Below are 20,698 nucleotides of genomic sequence, written 5' to 3' on the forward strand. Positions count from 1 at the left end.
CAGGCGGTGCACGCAAGGTGCACGGGTGGTGCACACAAAACACCCCCCCCCGAATCATGCCAAATCTGCCCCGTTAACCCTCTGGGGCGCAGGCTTAACCCTATTTTTGCCAAAGCCTGACGCTCAAAAACAGAACAGTTGACACAAAAAGAGAACATGAGTAGAACAAAAAGCAGTTTAACCCTAAGGAGGGCCTGTGGATGCTCACCAAAAAACAGCTCGATCTGCTCAACTTTATCAACAAACGGGTGCAGCGCGACGGCGTGCCGCCCAGCTTTGATGAAATGAAGGAAGCCCTTGATCTGCGCTCAAAGTCCGGCATCCACCGCCTGATCACGGCCCTTGAAGAGCGCGGCTTTATCCGCCGCCTCGCCCACCGCGCCCGCGCGCTGGAGATCGTCAAACTCCCCGACAGCATGGCAGCGCCCACAGGCGGCTTCACCCCCAAGGTCATTGACGGCGACCGCCCCGATGCGCCGCGCCCGTCAGGCGCAATGCCCGTGGGCCATGTCTCGGCAGCGGAAGTGCCCGTTATGGGCCGGATCGCGGCAGGTGTGCCCATCGCCGCAATCAGCGAAGTCTCCCATAACGTGGCTGTGCCCACCAGCATGATGCGCGACGGCGGCGAGCACTACGCCCTTGAAGTCAAAGGCGATTCCATGATCGAAGCTGGCATCAACAATGGCGACGTTGTGGTGATCCGCGAGACTCAAACCGCCGAAAACGGCGATATTGTCGTCGCGCTCATTGAAGATCAGGAGGCCACGCTCAAGCGCTTTTTCCGCCGTGGCAATGCCATCGCGCTTGAGGCCGCAAACCCCGCCTATGAAACGCGCGTTTTTCCTGACGATCAGGTCAAAGTCCAAGGTCGTCTCGTCGGTCTGATCCGGACCTACTGACGCGCCTCTTTTGTGTTCCAGCGTCTGCGGCCCGTGCTCTCGCGGGCCGTTTTGATTTTCAGGCCATCCACCTCAAAATAAAGCGCCACAGCGCCTGTTGTCCTGAGCCGCGTTTCGTCAAACACAAGACAGGGCACCTCGCGCTCAAGCTTGCCCGCAACCACAAGAATTTGCCCCGCCGCGCAATCCGCTGTCGCAACAGCGGCCTTGCCACGCGCATGACGCAGCGCAAATTGGGCCACAGCCGCCGCCTCCCCCCAAAGCTTCGCCGCCACCTCTTGGGCGCGCTTGTCACCATCGTTCTCAAGCCAGCCGCGTGCCACAAACCCGCTGCCAGACTTGGCGCTCAGCGCCCGCCCCGCCTCTGTCATCACCCCGACAAGCTTGCCAGTGTCCGAGATCAAAACATCAGGCCGCGTGGTCTGCGACCAGAGCCAAGCCGCAACAAGCATCGGGACCGCGCCCAAGAGCCGCGCGCGCCCGCGCCAGAGCACAAGAAACAGCGCCCCCAGCATCATCACCGTAAGAACATAAGCCTCAGGCGCCACAACCGTGCCCCGCGCCCCGTCAAGCGCCGCAAAGAAGCCCGCCACTGCGAGGATCCAGGCGATCCCCAGTTCCATGATGTAAAACCCGAGCGACGACAGCCCAACGGGCCATAACAGCAAGGCAATCACCCCCGCAGGGATCACCACCGCGCCCATCAAGGGCACAGCCAACAGGTTTGCCAACAGCCCGTAATGCGCGAAATGGTTGAAATGTGCCGCCGCCACAGGGGCTGTCGCCAGCCCCGCCACGAGGGATGTGATGAACAGGGTTGAAAACGGACGCAGCCATTTCGGGCCAAGCCGGATCTGATGCGCGCGCAGCGCCGCAAACACAGCCACCAAAGCGGTTGTTGCCGCAAAAGACATCTGAAATCCGGGGCCAAGCAAGGCCTCTGGCTGCCAGATCAAGACAATCAATGCCGCCGTGGCCACCGACCGCAGGCTGATCACGCGGCGCTCGAAAAACACGGCTCCGAGCGCCACCATCGCCATAATAAAGGCGCGCTCGGTTGCGACCGCGCCGCCAGAGAGCAGCAGATAGAAAAACGAAACAAAAAGCGCGCCCAATGCCGCCGTTTTGCGGATCGGCAAACGGTGACGCAGGCCCGGGCTCAACAGGAGGCCATAGCGCAGCGCCGCATAGATAAACCCGCTGAGCAGCCCCATATGCAGCCCCGAAATGGCCAGAAGATGCGCCAGATTGGTGTGGCGCAGCCTGTCGATCGTGGCTTGCGACATTTCCGATCTGTCCCCCGCCATGATCGCCGCCGCAAAGGCACCGTTTTCGCCGTCAATCTTGCTGCGCACAAACGCGGCAAAGCTGTAGCGCGCCTGACTGATCAAAGCGCCGCCCGCCGCAGGCTCCAACAGCATCAGCGGCGTGCGGCTATAGCCGATTGCGCCAAGCTCCTGAAACCAGGCGTGGCGCTGGAAATCAAATCCGCCCGGCTCCACAGGCCCCGAGGGCGGCGACAAATGCGCCGTGATCAGAATAGTGCTGCCCGCCATCGGGCGCGCCTCTGGGCCATGCAACGCAACGCGCACCCGTGTTGGCGTTTTGTTCGGGGGGATACGTTCGAGAATCACCTGATCCAGCGTAATCCGCACCGCGCCACTGGCCGAACGGTCGATTAACACAATCCGCCCCTCGACCGGGCCATAATACCGCCACCCCAAAACCGCCCCCGAAACCCAAACCGCCCGCCCCCCCGCCAACCCAAACCCGAAAGACAGCAAAACCATGCCCCAGATCAAAGGCGCAAAGAGACTAGGACGCCCCCAAAGCAGAAAACCGCCAACCCCAATCAGGAGAGCCACAAGCACATAGGCCCAAGCAGAAGGCTCCTCAGGCACTGTAAAATAGCCGCCAATCCCAAAGGCTAGAAAAACAGGCGCCCAAGGATAGAGCGCGCCGCGCTGTCCGAGCAAAACACGCTCGCTGAAGGCCTTGAGCCACGTCACTTGTTCTTACCCATGGAGATAGTTAGACAGGCCCAAATCCTAACCAATTGATGGTTACCGAAAGGTTAATGCCCCATGTCCCAGCCCTCAGACACCCCCGTTGTCACCCGCATTGCGCCCTCGCCAACAGGCTTCATGCATATAGGCACCGCCCGCACAGCGCTCTTTAACTGGCTCTATGCCCGTGGCCGCGGCGGCAAGTTCCTGTTGCGCATCGAAGACACAGACCGCGCCCGCTCCACTTCAGAGGCCACAGACGCGATCCTGCGCGGCATGGACTGGCTTGGCCTTGACTATGACGGCGCGCCCGTCAGCCAGTTTGAGCAAAGCGCTCGCCACGCCGAAGTCGCCCACCACCTGCTCGCCGAGGGCAAGGCCTACAAGTGTTTTGCGACCCAAGACGAAATCGAAGCCTTCCGCGAAGCGGCGCGGGCCGCCAACACGAGCACCCATTACCATTCGCCTTGGCGTGACACGCCAGAGAGTGCGCACCCTGACGCGCCCTATGTGATCCGTATCAAGGCCCCCAAAGAGGGCCAGACCGTGATCCGCGATCAGGTTCAGGGAGATGTAACCATCCAGAACAGCCAGCTCGATGACATGATCTTGCTGCGCTCTGATGGCACGCCTGTCTATATGCTCGCAGTTGTCGTCGATGATCACGACATGGGCGTCACCCATGTGATCCGTGGCGATGATCACCTCAACAATGCAGCGCGCCAGATGATGATCTATGAGGCGATGGGCTGGCCGCTGCCCGTCTATGCCCATATCCCGCTCATTTTTGGCCCCGACGGCAAAAAACTCTCCAAGCGCCACGGCGCCACAGGCGTTGAGGACTACCAGCACATGGGCTACCCCGCCTCGGGGATGCGCAATTATCTTGCCCGCCTCGGCTGGAGCCATGGCGACGACGAGTTCTTTACCGATGCTCAGGCGCTCGAATGGTTTGATTTGCCCAGCATTGGCAAGTCGCCTGCGCGGTTTGATTTCAAGAAGTTGGAGAATCTCTGCGGACAACACATTGCCCAGACAGAAAATGCTGCACTGCTGCATGAGATCGAGGCTTTCTTGGCTGTGACAGGCCAGCCGGCGCTGTCAGACACAAAAATATCTCTCCTCAAAGCCGCTATGCCCCACCTCAAAGAGCGCGCGAAGATTTACCCTGATATTATTGATAAAGCACACTTTATTCTGACAGAGCGCCCCATTTCCCCCGATGAGAAAGCCGCCAAGTCGCTTGACACTGTATCCCGTGGCATACTGAAAGAATTGACGCCGCATCTGCAAAATGCTAGCTGGACACGTGCAGACTTGGAAGCGCTCCTCAACGGCTTTGCCGAAGAGAAAGGCACAAAGTTTGGACAGCTTGCAGCACCGCTCCGCGCAGCCCTTGCAGGACGTGCCGCAACGCCCAGCGTCTTTGACATGATGCTGGTTCTTGGTCCGGACGAGACACTCGCCCGTATACAAGATGCAGCGGCTTAAAGACGTTAACCGCGTTTAAAGCCTGACACGTTAAAGACACTCTTGGGCGGTCCGCGCTCAAGACTTCAGAGGATGAGGCCAAGATGACTGACAGCACCAAAACAGCAACATTGACAATCGATGGGCAGAGCTTCGAGCTTCCCGTATACTCGGGCACAACTGGCCCCGATGTCATTGATATCCGTAAACTTTATGCCCAAGCGGGCGTATTCACATATGATCCGGGCTACACCTCGACAGCCTCTTGCGAGAGCACAATCACGTTCATTGACGGTGATAAAGGCGAGCTTTTGCACCGTGGTTACCCGATTGATCAGCTCGCCGAGAAGTCCCACTATCTCGAAGTGTGCTATCTGCTCCTCTACGGTGAGCTGCCCACCGCGACGCAGGTCGAAGATTTTGAAAACCGCGTCACGCGCCACACGATGGTGCATGAGCAAATGCATAACTTTTTCCGTGGCTTCCGACGCGATGCTCATCCAATGGCGACGCTTGTGGGCGTTGTTGGTGCGATGTCTGCCTTCTACGCCGACAGCGCCGATGTGAACGATGAATGGCAGCGCGAAGTCGCATCGATCCGTATGATTGCCAAGCTGCCAACGATTGCGGCTATGGCTTACAAATATTCGATCGGCCAGCCTTTCGTTTATCCACGCAATGACTTGGATTATGCCTCAAACTTCCTGCATATGTGCTTCGCGGTGCCTGCCGAAGATTACAATGTTGATCCGATTTTGAGCCGCGCGATGGACCGTATTTTCACGCTCCACGCTGATCACGAGCAAAACGCCTCGACATCAACAGTGCGCCTTGCCTCCTCCTCTGCGGCCAATCCCTTCGCTTGTATTGCGGCGGGCATTGCTTGCCTCTGGGGGCCTGCTCACGGCGGTGCCAACCAAGCCTGCCTCGAAATGCTCAAAGAAATCGGAACAAAAGACCGCATTCCAGAGTATATCGCACGCGCAAAAGACAAGAGTGACCCCTTCCGCCTCATGGGCTTTGGTCACCGCGTCTACAAAAACACCGACCCGCGCGCCAAGGTGCTCAAGCAATCCGCAGACGAAGTGCTCGAACTGCTCGGCGTTGAGAACAACCCTATTCTCGAAGTTGCCAAAGAGCTTGAGCAAGTCGCCCTCAATGATCCCTATTTTGTTGAGAAAAAGCTCTTCCCGAATGTTGATTTCTACTCAGGCATCATTCTGGAAGCGATGGGCTTCCCCACCTCTATGTTCACTCCGATCTTTGCCGTATCTCGCACAGTCGGCTGGATTTCACAGTGGAAAGAACAGTTTGAAGACCCACAGCAAAAAATCGGTCGCCCACGCCAGCTCTATCTTGGCGAGACAGAGCGCAACTATGTCGACGTTGAAAAGCGCGGGTAACATCTTCCGATAGATTGCAAAAAGGCCCGCGTGATGCGGGCCTTTTTCTTGTTCTCAGGTCAGAACCAAAGCGAAAACGCTCTTATCGGCCCTCAAACTGGGCTGGGCGTTTCTCCAAGAACGCCATCACGCCCTCCTTGAAATCGCGGCTTTTGCCCGCGCGGCCCTGTTCACGGGCCTCAAGATTAAGCTGTTCTTCCAAGCTGTTGCCAAGGCTGGCCCGTAGGGCCTTTTTGGTGCGGCGGTAGGCCTCTGTTGGACCTTGAGCAAGATGCGCCGCCCGAGCACGCCAATGCGTCTCAAAGGCCTCATCTTCAATATGCTCCCAGATCAGCCCCATACGGTCGGCCTCTTCCGCTGTTATTTTCTCAGCAAAAAGCGCCGCCCCCATGGCCTTCGCCGGCCCGACCAATCGCGGCAGGAAGTATGTGCCACCCGCATCAGGGATCAGACCAATCCGCGAGAAAGCCTCCATGAAATATGCGCTTTTGGTCGCGATTACGACATCCGCCACCAAGGCCAGATTCGCGCCCGCACCAGCGGCCGCACCGTTCACAGCCGCAATCACAGGCACAGGCGACGACACCAGATTTTGCACCATAGGATTATATTCATCCCGCAAAATACGCTCCAGATCAATCTGCGCCGCATTGCCGCCATCGCCCAAATCCTGCCCCGAGCAAAACGCTTTGCCATGCCCCGTCAGAACAATGCACCGTGCGCCATCAGCAATGGCCTCCGCCAAAGCCGCAGGAATTTCAGCCCGCATCTGCGCGGTCATAGCGTTCATCTTGTCAGGCCTGTTGAGGCCAATGACCGCATATCCGTCTGCGTTCAACTCATAGGTAACCGTCTGAAAATCCATAACTTCCCCCGTGCTTTTCGCAGTTAGAAAAGCCCATTCAAATCAAGATTGAAAGAAGAACCAAGCGTCACTCTTCCATGATACGCTTGAGCCGCTCTGCCTCATCACTGCTCAAACGATCACTTCCGCTCGGCGCGGCAACAGCGCGGGCTCTGAGATAAAGCCCGCCGATCAAGAGCGCCAGCAACAGCATAGCTGGCCCCGCATAATACAAAATCATATTGCTGCCGCCTTTGGTCGGGTTGAGCAAAACATACTCGCCATACCGGCTGACAACAAACTCAAGAACCTCGTCATTGCTGTCCCCAGCGACCAAGCGCTCACGCACCAAAAGCCGAAGATCCCGCGCAAGTTCGGCATTACTGTCATCAATATTTTCATTGCGACAGACAAGACAGCGTAACCCGCGACTCAGGTCGCGCGCACGCTCTTCAAGCCGTGGATCACTCAGAATTTCATCCGGTTGAACTGCAAAAACAGGCCCGATCCAAAGCATCGAAAAAACGAGAAACCATCTCATTCTGCCGCCACCTGATTGGGTGAAGCCACAGCTTTGCGGGCCCCAGCAGCCACCCTATAACGACGATCCGACAAGCTCAAAGCGCCGCCCAAAGCCATCAGGATCGCGCCGCCCCAAATCCAGTTTGCCAGAGGTTTATAATAGGTTCGAAAAGCCCAGCCGCCATTGTCCTGCGCATCTCCAACCACAACATAAACATCCCTGAAGAACCCGATATCAATTGCCGCTTCGGTCGTCGGCATACCGGCTACAGGATAGACCCGCTTCTCAGGGTTAAGCGTTGCAATGTCACGTCCGCCTTTCAAGAGGCTCACATCGCCCATCGTTGAAAGATAGTTTGGTCCCTGAACCTGATTGACCCCATTGAGAACAATCGTATAGCCCGCAATGTCAAACTGCTCGCCAGCTTTCAAAACGCGGATGTCTTCCTGCTTCCAGGCCATCATACCTGCGATACCAGCCATCGTTACACCCAAGCCCGCATGTGCCACAGCTTTACCCCAGTCCGCACGCGGCAAACGGCGTAAACGGCCCAAAACCTCTCCCTTTCGGGTGCGGCTCAACAGGTCTGTTGCCGCGCCAGCAATGAGCCAGGCCCCTAGCAAAAGCCCGACAGGCCCAAGGGCCGACCGCCCAGTTTGTATCGCCCAAAACAGCGCGCCAATCGCGACCGCCAGCATCAAGGCAAAACGTAATTGCCCACCAACGCGCGCCAAAATCCCCCGCTTCCAAGGCAGCATTGCCCCGAGTGGCAAGATCAGTCCAAGCAGAACCATTATCGGCGTGAAGGCCGCATTAAACCACGGCGCACCAACAGACAGCTTGCGATCAAATAACATCTCGCTGAACAGTGGCCACATGGTCCCGATGAAAACGATAAACGCAGCCACCGCGAGCAGGATATTGTTCATCACAAGTGCAGATTCGCGACTCACCATCCCAAAGACGCCTTTGGCCTCCATGACACTGGCCCGCGCAGCATAAAGCACAAGCGCCCCGCCAGTGAATACGCCCATAATCAAAAGCAGAAACACCCCGCGTTCAGGATCGGTCGCAAAGGCATGAACCGACGTGATGATCCCAGAACGGGTGATGAACGCGCCCAAAAGCGAAAAGCTGAATGCAATAATCGCCAGCAAAATTGTCCAACTTTTCAAGCTCTCACGCTTTTCAACCACAATCGCCGAATGCAGCAAGGCAACAGCCAGAAGCCATGGCATAAAGCTTGCGTTTTCAACAGGATCCCAGAACCAGAACCCGCCCCACCCAAGCTCGTAATAGGCCCACCAAGAGCCAAGTCCAATCCCGATTGTAAGACAGATCCAAGCCGCCAATGTCCATGGACGAACCCAACGCCCCCAAGCCGCATCCACACGGCCCTCGATCAAGGCGCCGACAGCAAAGCTAAACGCCATCGAAAGTCCGACATATCCCAGATATAAAAATGGCGGGTGAAACGCGAGGCCTGGGTCTTGAAGCAGAGGGTTTAAATCCTTGCCATTCAAAGGCGCAGGATCTAGCCGTAAAAACGGGTTGGAGGTAAACAGCACAAACGCCATGAAAGCAGAGGTAATAGATGCTTGAACCGCAAGAATACGGGCCTTCAACGTCGGCGGAAGACCATTGCCAAACCAAGCTGCCATTGCGCCAAACAACGTAAGGATCAAAACCCAAAGAAGCATGGAGCCTTCATGGTTGCCCCAGACACCTGTGATTTTGTAAATCATCGGTTTAGCCGTGTGACTGTTCATCCAGACAAGCTTGAGCGAAAAATCTGACATGACAAAAGCATACGTCAGTGCGCCAAAAGACGTCGCCGTCAGCAAAAACAGCGCATTAGAGCCAACGTCGCCAAAGCGCATCCAACCCTGCCAGCGTTTATACGCCCCGACGAGGGGTATAATCATCACCATGAGGGAGATAATAAATCCGAGGATAAGGGTGAAATGTCCGAGTTCTGCTACCATGACATGGTTTTAGTCGCTTCCGCGCCCTTCGCCAATCATAATCGAAGGGTATAAGTGATCACATTGTCGCGGGTTAGCGCTCGGAGGGGCCAGAACGCCTATGCCATGCGTCCAGAGCGGCATTGTCGTCTTCACTTGCACTGTCCCATTCGGTGTCAGACCCGTTGGACCCTTCCTTCAAGGCGCTGAGCGCGGCAAGATTGCGTGCAACAAGCGGGGTTCGTGCCAGAGTTTGCGTAATTTCACGTTGAAACGCCTGCCCCTTGGCTTGATGGCGTGCTCCAAAATAAAACGAAACAATCGCGCCCAAGAGCCACCAGAGCGGCTCCGGCACAAGTGCGATCCCCTGCATTCGGGAGGCAAACCAAACAGGCTCCACCATAGCCGAGACAAACAACCCGATGGTCCCAAAAGCGAGCAACGGCCGAGGAAGCCTGTTCATCCCGTCAATAAAGCGGTCAAACCTGCTGCAAGAGTCTCGCCCAAACTCGGCCTCAAATTCCTCAAGCGCCGCATGGCGCAACGTTCCCTCACGCTGCGCAGCGCCTTCCGCGTTTTCTCGAAAAACCTCTACCGTTTGGGCCAAAGCGTTGCGCCCGTCGCCAAAGATCAACGTCAACATACGCTCCATCAGCCCCATTTTTCTGTCCTTTCCAAAAATTCGGCCTCTGTCAGGTGAAACTCAGGGCGGATAAATTCTTCCGCGCGCCTGATCCATCCGCCCTTTTTGCCGGATCTGGAGCGCGCAAACTTGCGGCTGGCAACGCGCCGATCTGCAAGGCGGAAATAATAGTTGCGCCGCGCAATCCCGTAGGCATCGGCAAGGTGTTGGGGCGCTTTTTCTGCGGCTTCCCGCGCGGCGCGCGACGTCACAGGGCCAATGACCCCGTCAATGGCCAAGTCATAGCCCATCTGGCGTAATAGCTGTTGCAGAAGCTTCACAGCCGTCACGCCAGCGTTGACATACATATCAAAAACACTGGCCCGCAGAATTTCAGGCAAAAGCCCGATCCGCGGCGCCACGTAGTAATGCTCAAGATACAAAGCCACTGCCTGATCAGGCTGCAAAGCCTGAACATCAGCCGCGTCCACATCGCCATCCAGATCAAGATCAAGCCCGAGGCGGCGCATGGTGTGAATGGTCACGCCGTGGTTTGTGGCCCCCCCCGGATCATCAGGATCATTCACATAGCCGCCTTCGCGCCGCACAATGTCGTAGGCAATGTCTTGCACAGTTTTAGACATGAAAAAAACTCTCCACAAAGCTTGTGAGGAGTGTGTTCAATCTTGGTTAAGAGACTGCTTAGCTACCGTTCGGCTCTTTATAAACACCCTGTTCTTTCAAAGCGTCCACAACCTCGCGTGGCATATAGGTCTCATCATGCTTTGCCAGAATTTCAGACGCCACAAAAACCCCGTCTTCGAGTTTTCCAGTGCCAACCATCCCCTGATTTTCCTCAAACAAATCAGGCAAAATCCCAGTATAACTCACAGGAATAGACGCGCCACCATCGGTCACCCGAAAGGTAACGCTCTCGCCCTGTCCGCGCGTCAGGCTCCCGTCTTCCACAAGCCCGCCAATCCGAAAGGTCTCGGTCGACGGCGGCGGGTCTGCGGCGATCTGACTGGGCGCGCGAAAATAGTTGATCCCGTCTTTCATCGCATAGCCAATCAAAGCGGTTGCCAACGCCAGCGAGACCGCCGCCAATGCCATGATCTGAACACGGCGCTTTTTCTTTAAACTCTTCATGCCAAGCTCCCTTACGGAAAGACAGGAACCCCCATCAAACCAGATGTCTCTTCTTCACCTAACATCAGGTTCGCATTCTGCAAGGCCTGCCCGCTGCTACCTTTTGTCAGGTTATCCAAAGCTGCAACAACAATAGCACGGCCTTTGATACGATCACCCGTCACCCCAATATGGCAAAAGTTAGAGCCTCGCACATGATGCGTGCTGGGCGTCTCGCCAAACGGCAAAACTTGCAAAAAGGGTTCAGATTGATAAGCCTTTGAGAAAGTTTCATAAATTTCTTGAGGATCGCCTTTGACATATACAGTCGCCAGAATACCGCGGTTGGCAGGAATGAGATGTGGCGTAAACTGCACCTTCACATCCCGCCCAGCAAGCTTTGAAAACTCCTGATCAAACTCGCCCAAATGGCGATGAGTGCCGCCAACCGCATAGGCATTTGTGCCCTCGCTCAACTCGGCATGAAGCAGGTTTTCCTTCAAGGACCGCCCCGCGCCCGAGACGCCACATTTGAGATCAAGAATAATATTATCCAGATCAATCACCCCGGCCGCAATCAATGGCCGCAAAGCGAACTGCCCTGCCGCCGCGTTACACCCAGTCCCGGCCACAAGCCGCGCATTGGCAATGTCGTCGCGATAAAACTCGCTCAAACCATAAACAGCCTCACCCTGCATTTCCAGAGCGGCGTGCGGGTTGCCATACCATTTCAGATAGGCCTCAGGATCGCGCAGACGGAAATCAGCCGACAAATCGACTATTTTCAAATGCTTGGGCAAATCGCGGATGACCTCTTGGCTTGTCTTATGCGGCAGCGCACAAAAGCAGAGGTCAATCGCACCAAAATCAATCTCATCAAAGCGCACAAGCGCGGGCAAATTCAGATGCCGCAAATGCGGAAAGACGTCTGCCATACGCTGTCCCGCTTTTGAATGCGCGCCAAGGGCGACAATCTCATAGGCAGGGTGCCCCGTCAACAGGCGGATCAGTTCAGCCCCCGTATAGCCCGAGGCACCAAGGATTGCGATGTTATGGGTCATGTCAGACCTCACTTTCAGTTCTATTCAGTCAAAAGGAAAAAATACGGGGCGCCTAAGCGGCTTCAAATGTGATCTGTCGTCGCAAAAATTGTGTGGCTCGGTCAGAGACCCGCTTCGGGTCTCCCGTGGTCAGGAACATATTGGTTTCCCCAGCCCCGTGCATCTCAGGACGCCGCTTGAGATAGTCTTCAAGACTCGCCGCAACCAGCTCTGGCTGACTGAACACCTTCACATCAGCCCCTAAAGCTTTTTGAAAGACATCCTCCACAAGCGGATAATGCGTGCACCCAAGGATCGCAGCTTGCGGCGCAGGCATTTTGCGCTTGAGCGCGTCGACATGGCTGCGCACCAGCGCTTCGGCCAAAATCATGTCGCCATCTTCAATCGCATCAACAACGCCGCCACAGGCCTGCGCCTCGACATCCACCCCAATCGCGCGAAACGCCAGCTCCCGCTGAAACGCGCGGCTGGACACCGTCGCAGGCGTCGCAAAAAGCGCCACATTCGTCACCTGCACTTGACGCGGCGGCGAGTTATCGCCCCAGTCGCGCTCGGTCAGGGCCTCGATCAGCGGCACAAATACCCCAAGCACCCGCTTGCCCTCGGGCACTCCCGCCTCTTGCATCCTGCGCAAAGCGGCAGCACTCGCGGTGTTGCACGCCAGCACAACTAGGTCACAGCCCGACGCCCATAGACGCTCAACCGCGGCCTTGGTCAAAGCATGGATATCCTCCGCGTCGCGCACGCCGTAAGGCGCATGGGCCGAATCCGCCAAATAATGTATCGGCAAGTCAGGCATACGCGCCCGCACCGCCTGCCAAACAGTCAACCCGCCCAGCCCAGAATCAAAAATACCAACAGCCATATGAAACGCCCTCAAGCGCGATGTTTCTCTTCAAATTCATAGCCATACTCGCACGTGGCGACTGGCCTTGGAGAGAGTTCATACGTCGATTGGCGCAGGAAATCCATCATTGCTTTGCTGTCACTTGCCCGTGCCTTGAGCGCAGCGCTCTCAATCGGTGCTCCGATCACAACATCCACAGGGCGATCAACGCGTTTGCTGAATTCTTTCAGCAAAAGGCCCATCCGAAGTGTGTAATGAAGATGGCTCGCAACTTGAAACAAACGACTTGTCGTGCCATCAAAAAAAACAGGCACAACCGTCGCGCCCGACTTTGCCACCATACGGGCCGTAAAATTGCGCCAGCTCGGGTCAAACGGCGTTTTGCGAAAGGGCTTTGACGCCGTGCTCACAGTTCCGCCCGGAAAAATACCAATCGCACCGCCCGCCCCCAGATACCGCAGAGCCTCGCGGCGCGTCTCCAGATTTTGCCGCATGGCCTCTTTCGTCTCCTCAAACGAAATCGGAAGAATAACGCGCTGAAGGTCTTCTGCTTTGGTAAAAACAGAATTGGCCATAATCCGAAAATCGCCCCGCGCATGACGCAGCATATGTCCCATCATCAGGCCATCAAGGATGCCATAAGGGTGATTGGCCACCAAAATCAGCGGCCCCTCGCGCGGTATATTCTTCAAAGCGCCCGCAACCACATTCAGTGAAAGACCATAGCGCGCCACGATCACATCCCAAAAATCATGACCATTGGCCACATCAAGCTCATAGCCACGCGCGCGCTTGATAAGCCCGAGCCGCCCCGTGGCGTTTTCCATCGTTCGGATCAAGGCCCGCCCGCCCCGCGACTGGGCAGAATAGGCATAAGAAATATCACGAGCGGCCGTCGGGTGTTTGGTCATCTTTCAGTCACCAGATCACGGATTTCGCAGAGCTATCCTGCATCATCCGCAATCTGGACTGTGTTTATGACAGGGTGATGACGCCCCTACTCAGCGGCTTCCAATACGGGTGTGCCGCCACTGCGCAGCTGCTGCAAAAGCGCCTCGCGCTCTTTGGCTGCCTTGGCTTCATTCTCCGCCTTTACAGGGCCAAAGCCACGAATTTTGAGAGGCAATTCCGCCAGAGCCACAGCAATATCGAGCGTCTGGGGACGTAAACTCGCCAAGACCTCCTCCATATCCTGTTCATATTGCGCAATCAAAGCCCGCTCCATTTTACGCTCATGGGTTCGGCCAAACGGGTCAAACGCCGTGCCCCGTAAGCCTTTTAGCTTTGACAGAAGCTTCAACCAGCGCTTCATACCAGGCCCAAACTGCCGCTTTTGCGGGCGGCCATCATGCCCCAGCTTGGAGAGAAGTGGCGGTGCCATATGGTAACTCATCTTAAAGTCACCCTCAAACTCTGCTTCTGCCTTCTCCTGCGTGCTCAAAAGAAGCCGCGCCACTTCATATTCATCCTTATACGCCAAGAGCTTGTGATAGCCCTTTGCAACAGCTTCTTTCAGCCGCTCTTCTTCAAACCGCGCAACAAACGCCCGATAGGTCTTGGCCAATCCGGCGTTCTGATAGGCCGTAAGCCTATCCGCCCGGTAATTGATTTTTTCTTCCAAAGAAAGGGGCTTAGCCTCCACAGCTGAAGTGATCATGCGCGCGGCATCTTCAGGATAAAGCACAGCCCACCGCCCCAGATCAAAGGCGCGCTGGTTGCGCTCGACCGCAGCACCATTGAGGCCAATGGCTGCCATGATCGCCTCATAACTCACAGGGATAAAGCCCCGCTGCCATGCGCCACCAAAGACCATCATGTTGGAGAAAATACTATCCCCGAGCAAGACCTTGGCCAGATCAGAGGCATCAAACAAGCTCAGGCGTTCCTTGAGCCGCGCCTCAATCTGCAACTCAAGTCGCTCAAACGGCAGCTTGAATTCGGTGTTGCGGGTAAAGTCGCCTGTGGTGGTCTGGTGCGCGTTGACAACCGCCCCCGTCTTGCCTGTGCGCGTTAAACCAAGCGTTTTGGCCCCCGCACTGACAACCAGATCGCCCCCAATCAAAACGTCGGCCTCGCCTGTCGCGACGCGGATCGCACTAATATCACTCGGCTTTTCCGCGATACGGCAATGGATATGAACGGCACCACCCTTCTGGGCAAGCCCCGCCATCTCCATCATGCCAGCACCCTTGCCATCAATCTGTGCCGCCTGCGCGAGCACCGCCCCAATGGTCACAACACCCGTTCCGCCCACACCCGTGATCACAACATTATGTGTCCCAGCAATCGCAGGCAGGTTTGGCATCGGCATATCAGGCAGCTCAAGCGTCGCGGTCGCCGCCTTCTTCGGGGTTGCGCCCTCCAGCGTCACAAAACTGGGGCAAAAGCCTTTCAGGCAGCTAAAATCCTTGTTGCAAGCGGATTGATCAATCGCACGCTTGCGGCCCAGCTCGGTTTCCACAGGCGTGATCGCCACGCAGTTTGATTGCACACCGCAATCGCCACAGCCCTCGCACACATCCGTATTGATAAACACCCGCTTGTCAGGATCGGGGAAGAGCCCGCGCTTGCGGCGGCGACGCTTCTCTGCGGCGCAGGTCTGGATATAGACGATCGCCGAGACGCCTTGCGCTGCCTCCATCCGTTCCTGCACTTCCATAAGGTGCTCTCGCGCCTTAATTTCAATACCTTGCGGGAATAAGCTCATGTCGACATCTTCTTTGTCGTCATAGACAATCGCCAAGTCTTTCACGCCCATAGCGCGCAGCTCGGCCACAATCTTGGGCGCATCAAGCTCGCCTTCGTTGGCCTGCCCGCCCGTCATCGCGACAGCGTCGTTGTAAAGCACCTTATAAGTGATATTCGTGCCCGCTGCGATAGCCGCGCGGATGGCCTGAATGCCTGAATGGTTGTAAGTTCCGTCCCCGAGATTCTGGAACACGTGCGCACGGGTCGAAAATGGCGCCTCGCCGATCCAGTTCGCGCCCTCACCGCCCATCTGGGTGGAGCCAAGCGTGTTACGGTCCATCCACTGAACCATGTAGTGACAGCCGATCCCCGCATAAGCGCGGCTTCCTTCGGGCACTTTTGTTGAAGAGTTATGCGGACAGCCTGCACAGAAATACGGCAAGCGCGACGCAATGTCTTCCGCGTTGTCCGCGCGCCGCGCCTCGGCAATCTGCGCCAGCCCCGCTTTCACGCCGTCGGTTCCGCGGCCTTCCTCAACGAGGATATCGCCCAGCTTCTCAGCAATCCAGATCGGATCAAGCGCGCCACGGGTCGGGAAAAGCTCTTCGCGGTGAATGCCGCCCGCCCCGCCCTTATACCAGCCATAGACGCGGCGGCCTTTGCGCACATCAAACAGCGCTTCCTTGATCTGGACTTCAATCAGCTTGCGCTTTTCTTCCACGACCACGATCAGATCCAGCCCCTCAGCCCAGTCACTAAAGCCGCGCATATCCAGCGGGAAGGTCTGCCCGACCTTATATGTGGTGACGCCAAGCCGCTCGGCTTCTGCTTCGTCAATTCCAAGCAGCGAAAGCGCATGGGTGAGATCAAGCCAGTTCTTGCCCGCCGCCACAAAGCCGATCTTCGCCCCCGCTTTGCCCCAAACGCGCTTGTCCATCTTGTTGGCATGGCTAAAGGCTTCTGCTGCAAAGCGCTTGTAGTCAATCATCCGCGTTTCTTGCTCATGCGGCGTGTCAACAAGACGGATGTTCAAGCCCCCTTGCGGCATATCAAACTCTGGCAAAACAAGGTTCACACGGTTCGGATCACCATCAACAACCGCCGTGGCTTCAATCGTGTCTTTCATGGTCTTCAAGCCAACCCAAAGCCCCGCAAAACGGCTCAGCGCCCAGCCATAAACACCATAATCTATGACTTCCTGCACACCCGCAGGCGAAACAATCGGCATATAAGCATCAATCAGCGCCCATTCGCTCTGATGCAAAACCGTCGAGCTTTCGCCCGTGTGGTCATCGCCCATCGCCACGAGCACACCGCCCTTGGCGCTCGTCCCCGCCATATTCGCGTGGCGAAACACATCGCCCGTGCGGTCAACACCTGGCCCCTTGCCATACCAAAGCCCAAACACGCCGTCGAACTTGCCTTCGCCGCGCAGCTCGGCTTGCTGGCTGCCCCAAAGCGCCGTCGCCGCAAGGTCTTCATTCAACCCTGCTTGAAACGTCACATCATGCTCTCTCAGAACTTTTTCCGCGCGACTCATGTGCATATCCACAGCCCCCAACGGCGAGCCGCGATAGCCCGTGACATATCCTGCGGTGTTTAGGCCAAGCGCACGGTCCCGCGCCTTCTGGGTCAGCATCAGCCGCACAAGCGCCTGCGTGCCGTTCAACAAGACCGGTGATTTCGTCAGATCAAACTTATCGTTCAATGAAACTTTCTGGTTGCTCATCGCGCGCCTCCCTTCACATGATGACATTGCCCCTCAAGGCAATCCCTTTCCTCTATGTTAGGTCACAAAAGTTGACCTATAAATAGAAATTCGCGTTTCCTCCGAAATTTCGTTACGTTACGGTGAGTGCAATCGTATTCTTGCACAAACAAAATAATTATGAGCAGAAAGTATTCCAGATGGATTGGGACAAACTCAGAATATTTCACGCTGTGGCCGACGCGGGAAGCCTGACACACGCTGGCGAAGCCCTCAATCTGTCCCAATCCGCCGTGTCCCGTCAAATGCGCGGGCTGGAAGAATCACTTAACACAACCCTGTTTCACCGCCACGCCCGAGGCCTGATCCTGACAGAACAAGGCGAGCTTCTGTTTGATGCCACCCGCGCCATGATCAAACGGCTTGACGCGGCCACAGCCCGTATCAAAGACAGCGAAGAAGAAGTCTTTGGCGAGCTGCGCGTCACGACGACAATCGGCTTTGGCTCTCTCTGGCTCGCCCCGCGTCTGGCGCGGCTCTATGAAAAATACCCTGACCTCAAGATTGATCTGATGCTCGAAGAGCGCGTGCTCGATCTCCCCATGCGCGAAGCCGATGTGGCGATCCGCATGAAAGAGCCAAGCCAAGCCGATCTGATCCGCAAACGCCTGATGACAGTGCGTATGCGACTTTTTGCAACGAAAGAATACCTTGAGCAACGTGGCACACCAACGCGCATGGAGGATCTCGCACAGCACCGCCTGATCTGCCAGAACGTGCGCTCAACACAGGTAGGCGCCGCCGCAAGCATGGTCAACGCGCTCATGAGCTACGAGCTCGACTCGCTGCTCACCGTGAACAACTACTACGGCGTGCTCCAAGCCACCCTCAACAATCTGGGAATCGGCGTTCTGCCCGAATATGTCGCCAATGACTTTCCCCAGCTTATCCCCCTTCTGGAAGAGGCCGACAGCGGCGATATTCCTGTTTTTCTGGCCTATCCTGAAGAGTTGCGCCACTCAAAGCGCATTGGGGCGTTCCGCGACTTTGTCCAAGACGAGATCTTAACTTACCGTAAACAGGTTAAAAATCAGCGGTTTGATTAAAAATTAGACAAGCCATGCATTTTGCGCATGGCGGTCATGCTGCACCTGCGGCATTTTTTCTCTTGATCGGGGCAGGTCTGAGGCCTAGATGCAGTTCTGACAGCAATGATTTATCGCTTTCAACCTCCCTGTTGGACTTCGGCCGAGCTTAGCGCTCGGCCTTTTTTTTGCCTACAGATTTGCCTAAAGAACAGGCATGGCCCCGCTCGCCCAAGGCGACAGAATTTGTGCGCCGCCTTCACGGATCACAATATTTTCTTCGTGAACAAGCATCATCCCATCCCCCGTCTCGATCCCAGGCTCCAAAGTGATCACCATCCCCGCCTCAAGCACTGTATGGTCCCGTTCCGTCAGAGAAAGCCCTTCCGTCAGCTGCATTCCTAGCCCGTGCCCAAGCCGTCCGGCCGTATCGCCTGCGCCCACAATCGACGCCATAGCGCGCCAGACATCTGCGGCTTCCGCCCCTGGTCGCGCGGCCTCAAAGCCTGCGAGCGCTGCCTCAAGCAGTTGGTTCCAAGAGGCGGCCGCCTTGCGTGCAGGCACCCCGATTGAAAAGTTGCGATCAAAATCACAGAAATACCCGTCCCAGACGGCCCCCGTGTCGAGCATCAGGACATCGCCCATCGCCAGAGGCTGAGGACCCGCAGGCGAGATCACATCGCTATACCCCTTAGGGCCTGCACCGCCAGCCAGATATGGCACCCAATCGGCCCCCTCGTCGAGCAAAAGCCCCTGAAAGCCGCGAAAAACAGCATCAAGCTTTGCGCCCTGCCGCGCCACCTCGCCCACACGGTCAAACGCCCGCCCCGCAATCGAGCACGCCTTGGCGATTTTCTCGATTTCGGCTTCGGTTTTCACGGCTCTGAGTTGCGCCACAATGCCCGCATCGTCGCCAAACGTCAGCCCCGCCGCTTGTAAGCGGCCAAAGTCGGCCAGCGGCATCCGCAAGTGACTTTCCATCCCGGAGGGCACACCAATTTTACCGCCTTTCGCAACCTCCCAAAGCGCCTCACTCAACAAAGATACCCCGTCATCAATCGGGTCAGGCGCGCTCCAGGTTCGGATATCACTCACCCAGGTGCGCCGCATCAGAGCTTCACCAATAGAGGGGATCACCGCGATCGGCGCGCCGCTTTGGGGCACAATGACAAACCAAGGACGGCTCGGGCTCTCCCAAAACCGCGTTTGAAAGCCAGTGAAATAGCGCACTTCCGGCTCGGTCGTCAGCAAGATCGCCGCCAGTTCATGGCGGGCCATAGAAATTTGTGCCGCCTTCACACGCGCCTTGAACTCACCAACATCAAACCCGCGCCTCATGCCTCTGGTCCTTCGCTCACAATGCACAAGACTCGCGCCTCTGGCCCGAGGGACGCCAGCGCCAGAAGCCCCGCCATCCCTGCACCGCCAGATGGCGTTGTTTCAAGGCCCGCCTCTTGCAAAAGAGGCAGCGCCGCAATCGACTGCGCTTCAGAGATCGTCATAAAAGCACTCGCATCGCGGGCGAGCCCGTTCAAAGCAATCAATGAGGCTTCCTTGCAATCGAGACGCCCCATACAAGACTCAGGCCCCGTCGCCGCGACAAACTTGCCCGCCGAAATACAGTCTTTCAAAGCCGGCGCTGCGTCTGGTTCGACCACAATGATCTGCGGCGCATCGCCCCAAACCTTGCGAAAATACGCCGCACAAGCCGCCGCAAGCCCGCCAACCCCCGCTTGTAAAAAGATATGGGTGGGCGGCGCGGGCATCGCCTCCGCAGCCTCCGCCGCCATCACAAGATAGCCCTCCATCAGGCGATGCGGATAATCGACGTAGCCGTGCCAAGAGCTATCAGACAAAAGCTTGAACCCCTCCTCCTCAGCGGCCTTGGACGCCGCCGCCATGCTCTCTTCATAGCTTCCATCCACACGGCGCACCTCGGCACCCCGCGCTCTCAAGCGCTCTGCAAAAGCCTCAGGCACAGTGCGGCTCAGATAAATCACCGCTTTCGCCTTAAAGGCCTGTGCGCCCGCTGCCACCGAAAGCCCATGGTTGCCAGCACTCGCACAGACAAAAGTCTGCCCTTCGGCGTGCCCTGCCGCCGCTTCACAGGCGATAACATAAGCCGCCCCAAGCGCCTTAAAGCTTCCAAGCCCCATGCGGGCACGCTCGTCCTTCACAAAAACAGCCCCCGCTCCCGCAAAGGCCCCAAGCGCAACCAGTGGTGTAGGCCCAGCCTCGGGACACCGCTCCAACAAGGCCCGCGGCGCGGCCGCATCCACACTCGGCATAGGAAACCCTGCAAGAGACTCATCGTTTAGGCCCATGCCCAGAAATGGATTTTCGATCAATTTCAGCTCCTTAATTTATGCCAACTATCAGAAAGCCATATTCAACCCTAGGTCAAGTCGCTCTCCCGCGCCAAACGGCCTCTGATTTGCCCAAAAATCCAA

17 protein-coding genes are annotated in these 20,698 nt (G+C 56.8%); 4 read left to right on the top strand and 13 right to left on the bottom strand.

The annotated features are described in order from the left end of the window. The first annotated feature begins 200 nt into the window (after positions 1-200). Positions 201-899: a transcriptional repressor LexA gene (lexA, locus tag ACTF58_RS10060; RefSeq protein WP_438991843.1), complete on the top strand. Its 699-nt coding sequence runs from the start codon at positions 201-203 to the stop codon at positions 897-899. Here lexA and ACTF58_RS10065 read toward each other — a convergent pair. Next, the gene (locus tag ACTF58_RS10065; RefSeq protein WP_438991844.1) at positions 893-2,908 is read right to left on the bottom strand and encodes a ComEC/Rec2 family competence protein; all 2,016 of its coding nucleotides are present in this window, start codon (positions 2,906-2,908) and stop codon (positions 893-895) included. The two genes, lexA and ACTF58_RS10065, sit on opposite strands and share 7 nt — an antisense overlap. 75 nt (positions 2,909-2,983) lie before the next feature. Between ACTF58_RS10065 and gltX the strand changes: the two genes are divergently transcribed. Both gltX and ACTF58_RS10075 read left to right on the top strand, forming a co-directional pair. Then, positions 2,984-4,396, top strand: coding sequence for a glutamate--tRNA ligase (gene gltX, locus ACTF58_RS10070; RefSeq protein WP_438991845.1), 1,413 nt, complete (start codon positions 2,984-2,986; stop codon positions 4,394-4,396). An 83-nt stretch (positions 4,397-4,479) separates the two neighbouring features. Next, positions 4,480-5,778: a citrate synthase gene (locus tag ACTF58_RS10075; RefSeq protein ID WP_438991846.1), complete on the top strand. Its 1,299-nt coding sequence runs from the start codon at positions 4,480-4,482 to the stop codon at positions 5,776-5,778. Positions 5,779-5,860: 82 nt separating this feature from the next. Here ACTF58_RS10075 and ACTF58_RS10080 read toward each other — a convergent pair whose 3' ends face one another. The 10 genes from ACTF58_RS10080 to ACTF58_RS10125 all read right to left on the bottom strand — a co-directional run bounded on the left by ACTF58_RS10080 (position 5,861) and on the right by ACTF58_RS10125 (position 17,184). Continuing rightward, a complete protein-coding gene (locus ACTF58_RS10080) occupies positions 5,861-6,643 on the bottom strand; it encodes an enoyl-CoA hydratase-related protein (protein ID WP_438991847.1) in 783 nt (260 codons plus the stop codon). 67 nt (positions 6,644-6,710) lie between these two features. Further along, a complete protein-coding gene (locus ACTF58_RS10085) occupies positions 6,711-7,163 on the bottom strand; it encodes a cytochrome c-type biogenesis protein (RefSeq protein ID WP_438991848.1) in 453 nt (150 codons plus the stop codon). After that, complete coding sequence (locus tag ACTF58_RS10090) at positions 7,160-9,130, bottom strand: heme lyase CcmF/NrfE family subunit (RefSeq protein ID WP_438991849.1); 1,971 nt, start codon at positions 9,128-9,130, stop codon at positions 7,160-7,162. The genes ACTF58_RS10085 and ACTF58_RS10090 overlap by 4 nt, the downstream gene beginning before the upstream one ends. Before the next feature lie 73 nt (positions 9,131-9,203). Next, the gene (locus ACTF58_RS10095; protein WP_438991850.1) at positions 9,204-9,770 is read right to left on the bottom strand and encodes a holin family protein; all 567 of its coding nucleotides are present in this window, start codon (positions 9,768-9,770) and stop codon (positions 9,204-9,206) included. Further along, positions 9,761-10,375 carry a holin-associated N-acetylmuramidase gene (locus tag ACTF58_RS10100; protein WP_438991851.1) on the bottom strand — a complete coding sequence of 205 codons (615 nt, stop codon included), beginning with the start codon at positions 10,373-10,375 and terminating at the stop codon, positions 9,761-9,763. Before ACTF58_RS10100 ends, ACTF58_RS10095 begins: the two co-directional genes overlap by 10 nt. A gap of 58 nt (positions 10,376-10,433) precedes the next feature. Continuing rightward, positions 10,434-10,880 carry a cytochrome c maturation protein CcmE gene (gene ccmE, locus ACTF58_RS10105; protein ID WP_438991852.1) on the bottom strand — a complete coding sequence of 149 codons (447 nt, stop codon included), beginning with the start codon at positions 10,878-10,880 and terminating at the stop codon, positions 10,434-10,436. A gap of 11 nt (positions 10,881-10,891) precedes the next feature. Beyond that, complete coding sequence (gene argC / locus ACTF58_RS10110) at positions 10,892-11,920, bottom strand: N-acetyl-gamma-glutamyl-phosphate reductase (protein WP_438991853.1); 1,029 nt, start codon at positions 11,918-11,920, stop codon at positions 10,892-10,894. A gap of 52 nt (positions 11,921-11,972) precedes the next feature. Further along, positions 11,973-12,785 carry a glutamate racemase gene (locus tag ACTF58_RS10115; RefSeq protein ID WP_438991854.1) on the bottom strand — a complete coding sequence of 271 codons (813 nt, stop codon included), beginning with the start codon at positions 12,783-12,785 and terminating at the stop codon, positions 11,973-11,975. An 11-nt stretch (positions 12,786-12,796) separates the two neighbouring features. Next, positions 12,797-13,678, bottom strand: a complete 882-nt coding sequence (locus ACTF58_RS10120; RefSeq protein WP_438991855.1) for a lysophospholipid acyltransferase family protein — start codon at positions 13,676-13,678, stop codon at positions 12,797-12,799. Between the two features lie 86 nt (positions 13,679-13,764). Continuing rightward, positions 13,765-17,184: an indolepyruvate ferredoxin oxidoreductase family protein gene (locus ACTF58_RS10125; protein WP_438991856.1), complete on the bottom strand. Its 3,420-nt coding sequence runs from the start codon at positions 17,182-17,184 to the stop codon at positions 13,765-13,767. A gap of 179 nt (positions 17,185-17,363) precedes the next feature. Here ACTF58_RS10125 and ACTF58_RS10130 point away from each other — a divergent pair, with 179 nt between their 5' ends. Then, on the top strand, positions 17,364-18,269 hold the full coding sequence (locus ACTF58_RS10130; protein ID WP_438991857.1) for a LysR family transcriptional regulator: 906 nt from the start codon (positions 17,364-17,366) through the stop codon (positions 18,267-18,269). A 183-nt stretch (positions 18,270-18,452) separates the two neighbouring features. On the opposite strand, the gene ACTF58_RS10135 is transcribed toward ACTF58_RS10130, so the two are convergent. Next, positions 18,453-19,586 (bottom strand): M24 family metallopeptidase, encoded by a 1,134-nt coding sequence (locus ACTF58_RS10135; protein WP_438991858.1) that lies wholly within the window; start codon positions 19,584-19,586, stop codon positions 18,453-18,455. Next, positions 19,583-20,602, bottom strand: coding sequence for a pyridoxal-phosphate dependent enzyme (locus ACTF58_RS10140; protein ID WP_438991869.1), 1,020 nt, complete (start codon positions 20,600-20,602; stop codon positions 19,583-19,585). The genes ACTF58_RS10135 and ACTF58_RS10140 overlap by 4 nt, the downstream gene beginning before the upstream one ends. Positions 20,603-20,698 lie beyond the last annotated feature (96 nt).

The sequence above is a fragment of the Lentibacter sp. genome (genome assembly GCF_965657785.1).
Taxonomy (GTDB): domain Bacteria; phylum Pseudomonadota; class Alphaproteobacteria; order Rhodobacterales; family Rhodobacteraceae; genus Lentibacter.

Bases quoted from the DNA above. Each gene is read 5' to 3' on its own strand.
- ACTF58_RS10125 (WP_438991856.1), bottom strand. From the start codon at position 17,184: ATGAGCAACCAGAAAGTTTCATTGAACGATAAGTTTGATCTGACGAAA.
- lexA (WP_438991843.1), top strand. From the start codon at position 201: ATGCTCACCAAAAAACAGCTCGATCTGCTCAACTTTATCAACAAACGG.
- ACTF58_RS10075 (WP_438991846.1), top strand. From the start codon at position 4,480: ATGACTGACAGCACCAAAACAGCAACATTGACAATCGATGGGCAGAGC.
- ccmE (WP_438991852.1), bottom strand. From the start codon at position 10,880: ATGAAGAGTTTAAAGAAAAAGCGCCGTGTTCAGATCATGGCATTGGCG.
- ACTF58_RS10085 (WP_438991848.1), bottom strand. From the start codon at position 7,163: ATGAGATGGTTTCTCGTTTTTTCGATGCTTTGGATCGGGCCTGTTTTT.
- ACTF58_RS10090 (WP_438991849.1), bottom strand. From the start codon at position 9,130: ATGGTAGCAGAACTCGGACATTTCACCCTTATCCTCGGATTTATTATC.
- gltX (WP_438991845.1), top strand. From the start codon at position 2,984: ATGTCCCAGCCCTCAGACACCCCCGTTGTCACCCGCATTGCGCCCTCG.
- ACTF58_RS10120 (WP_438991855.1), bottom strand. From the start codon at position 13,678: ATGACCAAACACCCGACGGCCGCTCGTGATATTTCTTATGCCTATTCT.
- argC (WP_438991853.1), bottom strand. From the start codon at position 11,920: ATGACCCATAACATCGCAATCCTTGGTGCCTCGGGCTATACGGGGGCT.
- ACTF58_RS10100 (WP_438991851.1), bottom strand. From the start codon at position 10,375: ATGTCTAAAACTGTGCAAGACATTGCCTACGACATTGTGCGGCGCGAA.
- ACTF58_RS10080 (WP_438991847.1), bottom strand. From the start codon at position 6,643: ATGGATTTTCAGACGGTTACCTATGAGTTGAACGCAGACGGATATGCG.
- ACTF58_RS10095 (WP_438991850.1), bottom strand. From the start codon at position 9,770: ATGGGGCTGATGGAGCGTATGTTGACGTTGATCTTTGGCGACGGGCGC.
- ACTF58_RS10130 (WP_438991857.1), top strand. From the start codon at position 17,364: ATGGATTGGGACAAACTCAGAATATTTCACGCTGTGGCCGACGCGGGA.
- ACTF58_RS10135 (WP_438991858.1), bottom strand. From the start codon at position 19,586: ATGAGGCGCGGGTTTGATGTTGGTGAGTTCAAGGCGCGTGTGAAGGCG.
- ACTF58_RS10115 (WP_438991854.1), bottom strand. From the start codon at position 12,785: ATGGCTGTTGGTATTTTTGATTCTGGGCTGGGCGGGTTGACTGTTTGG.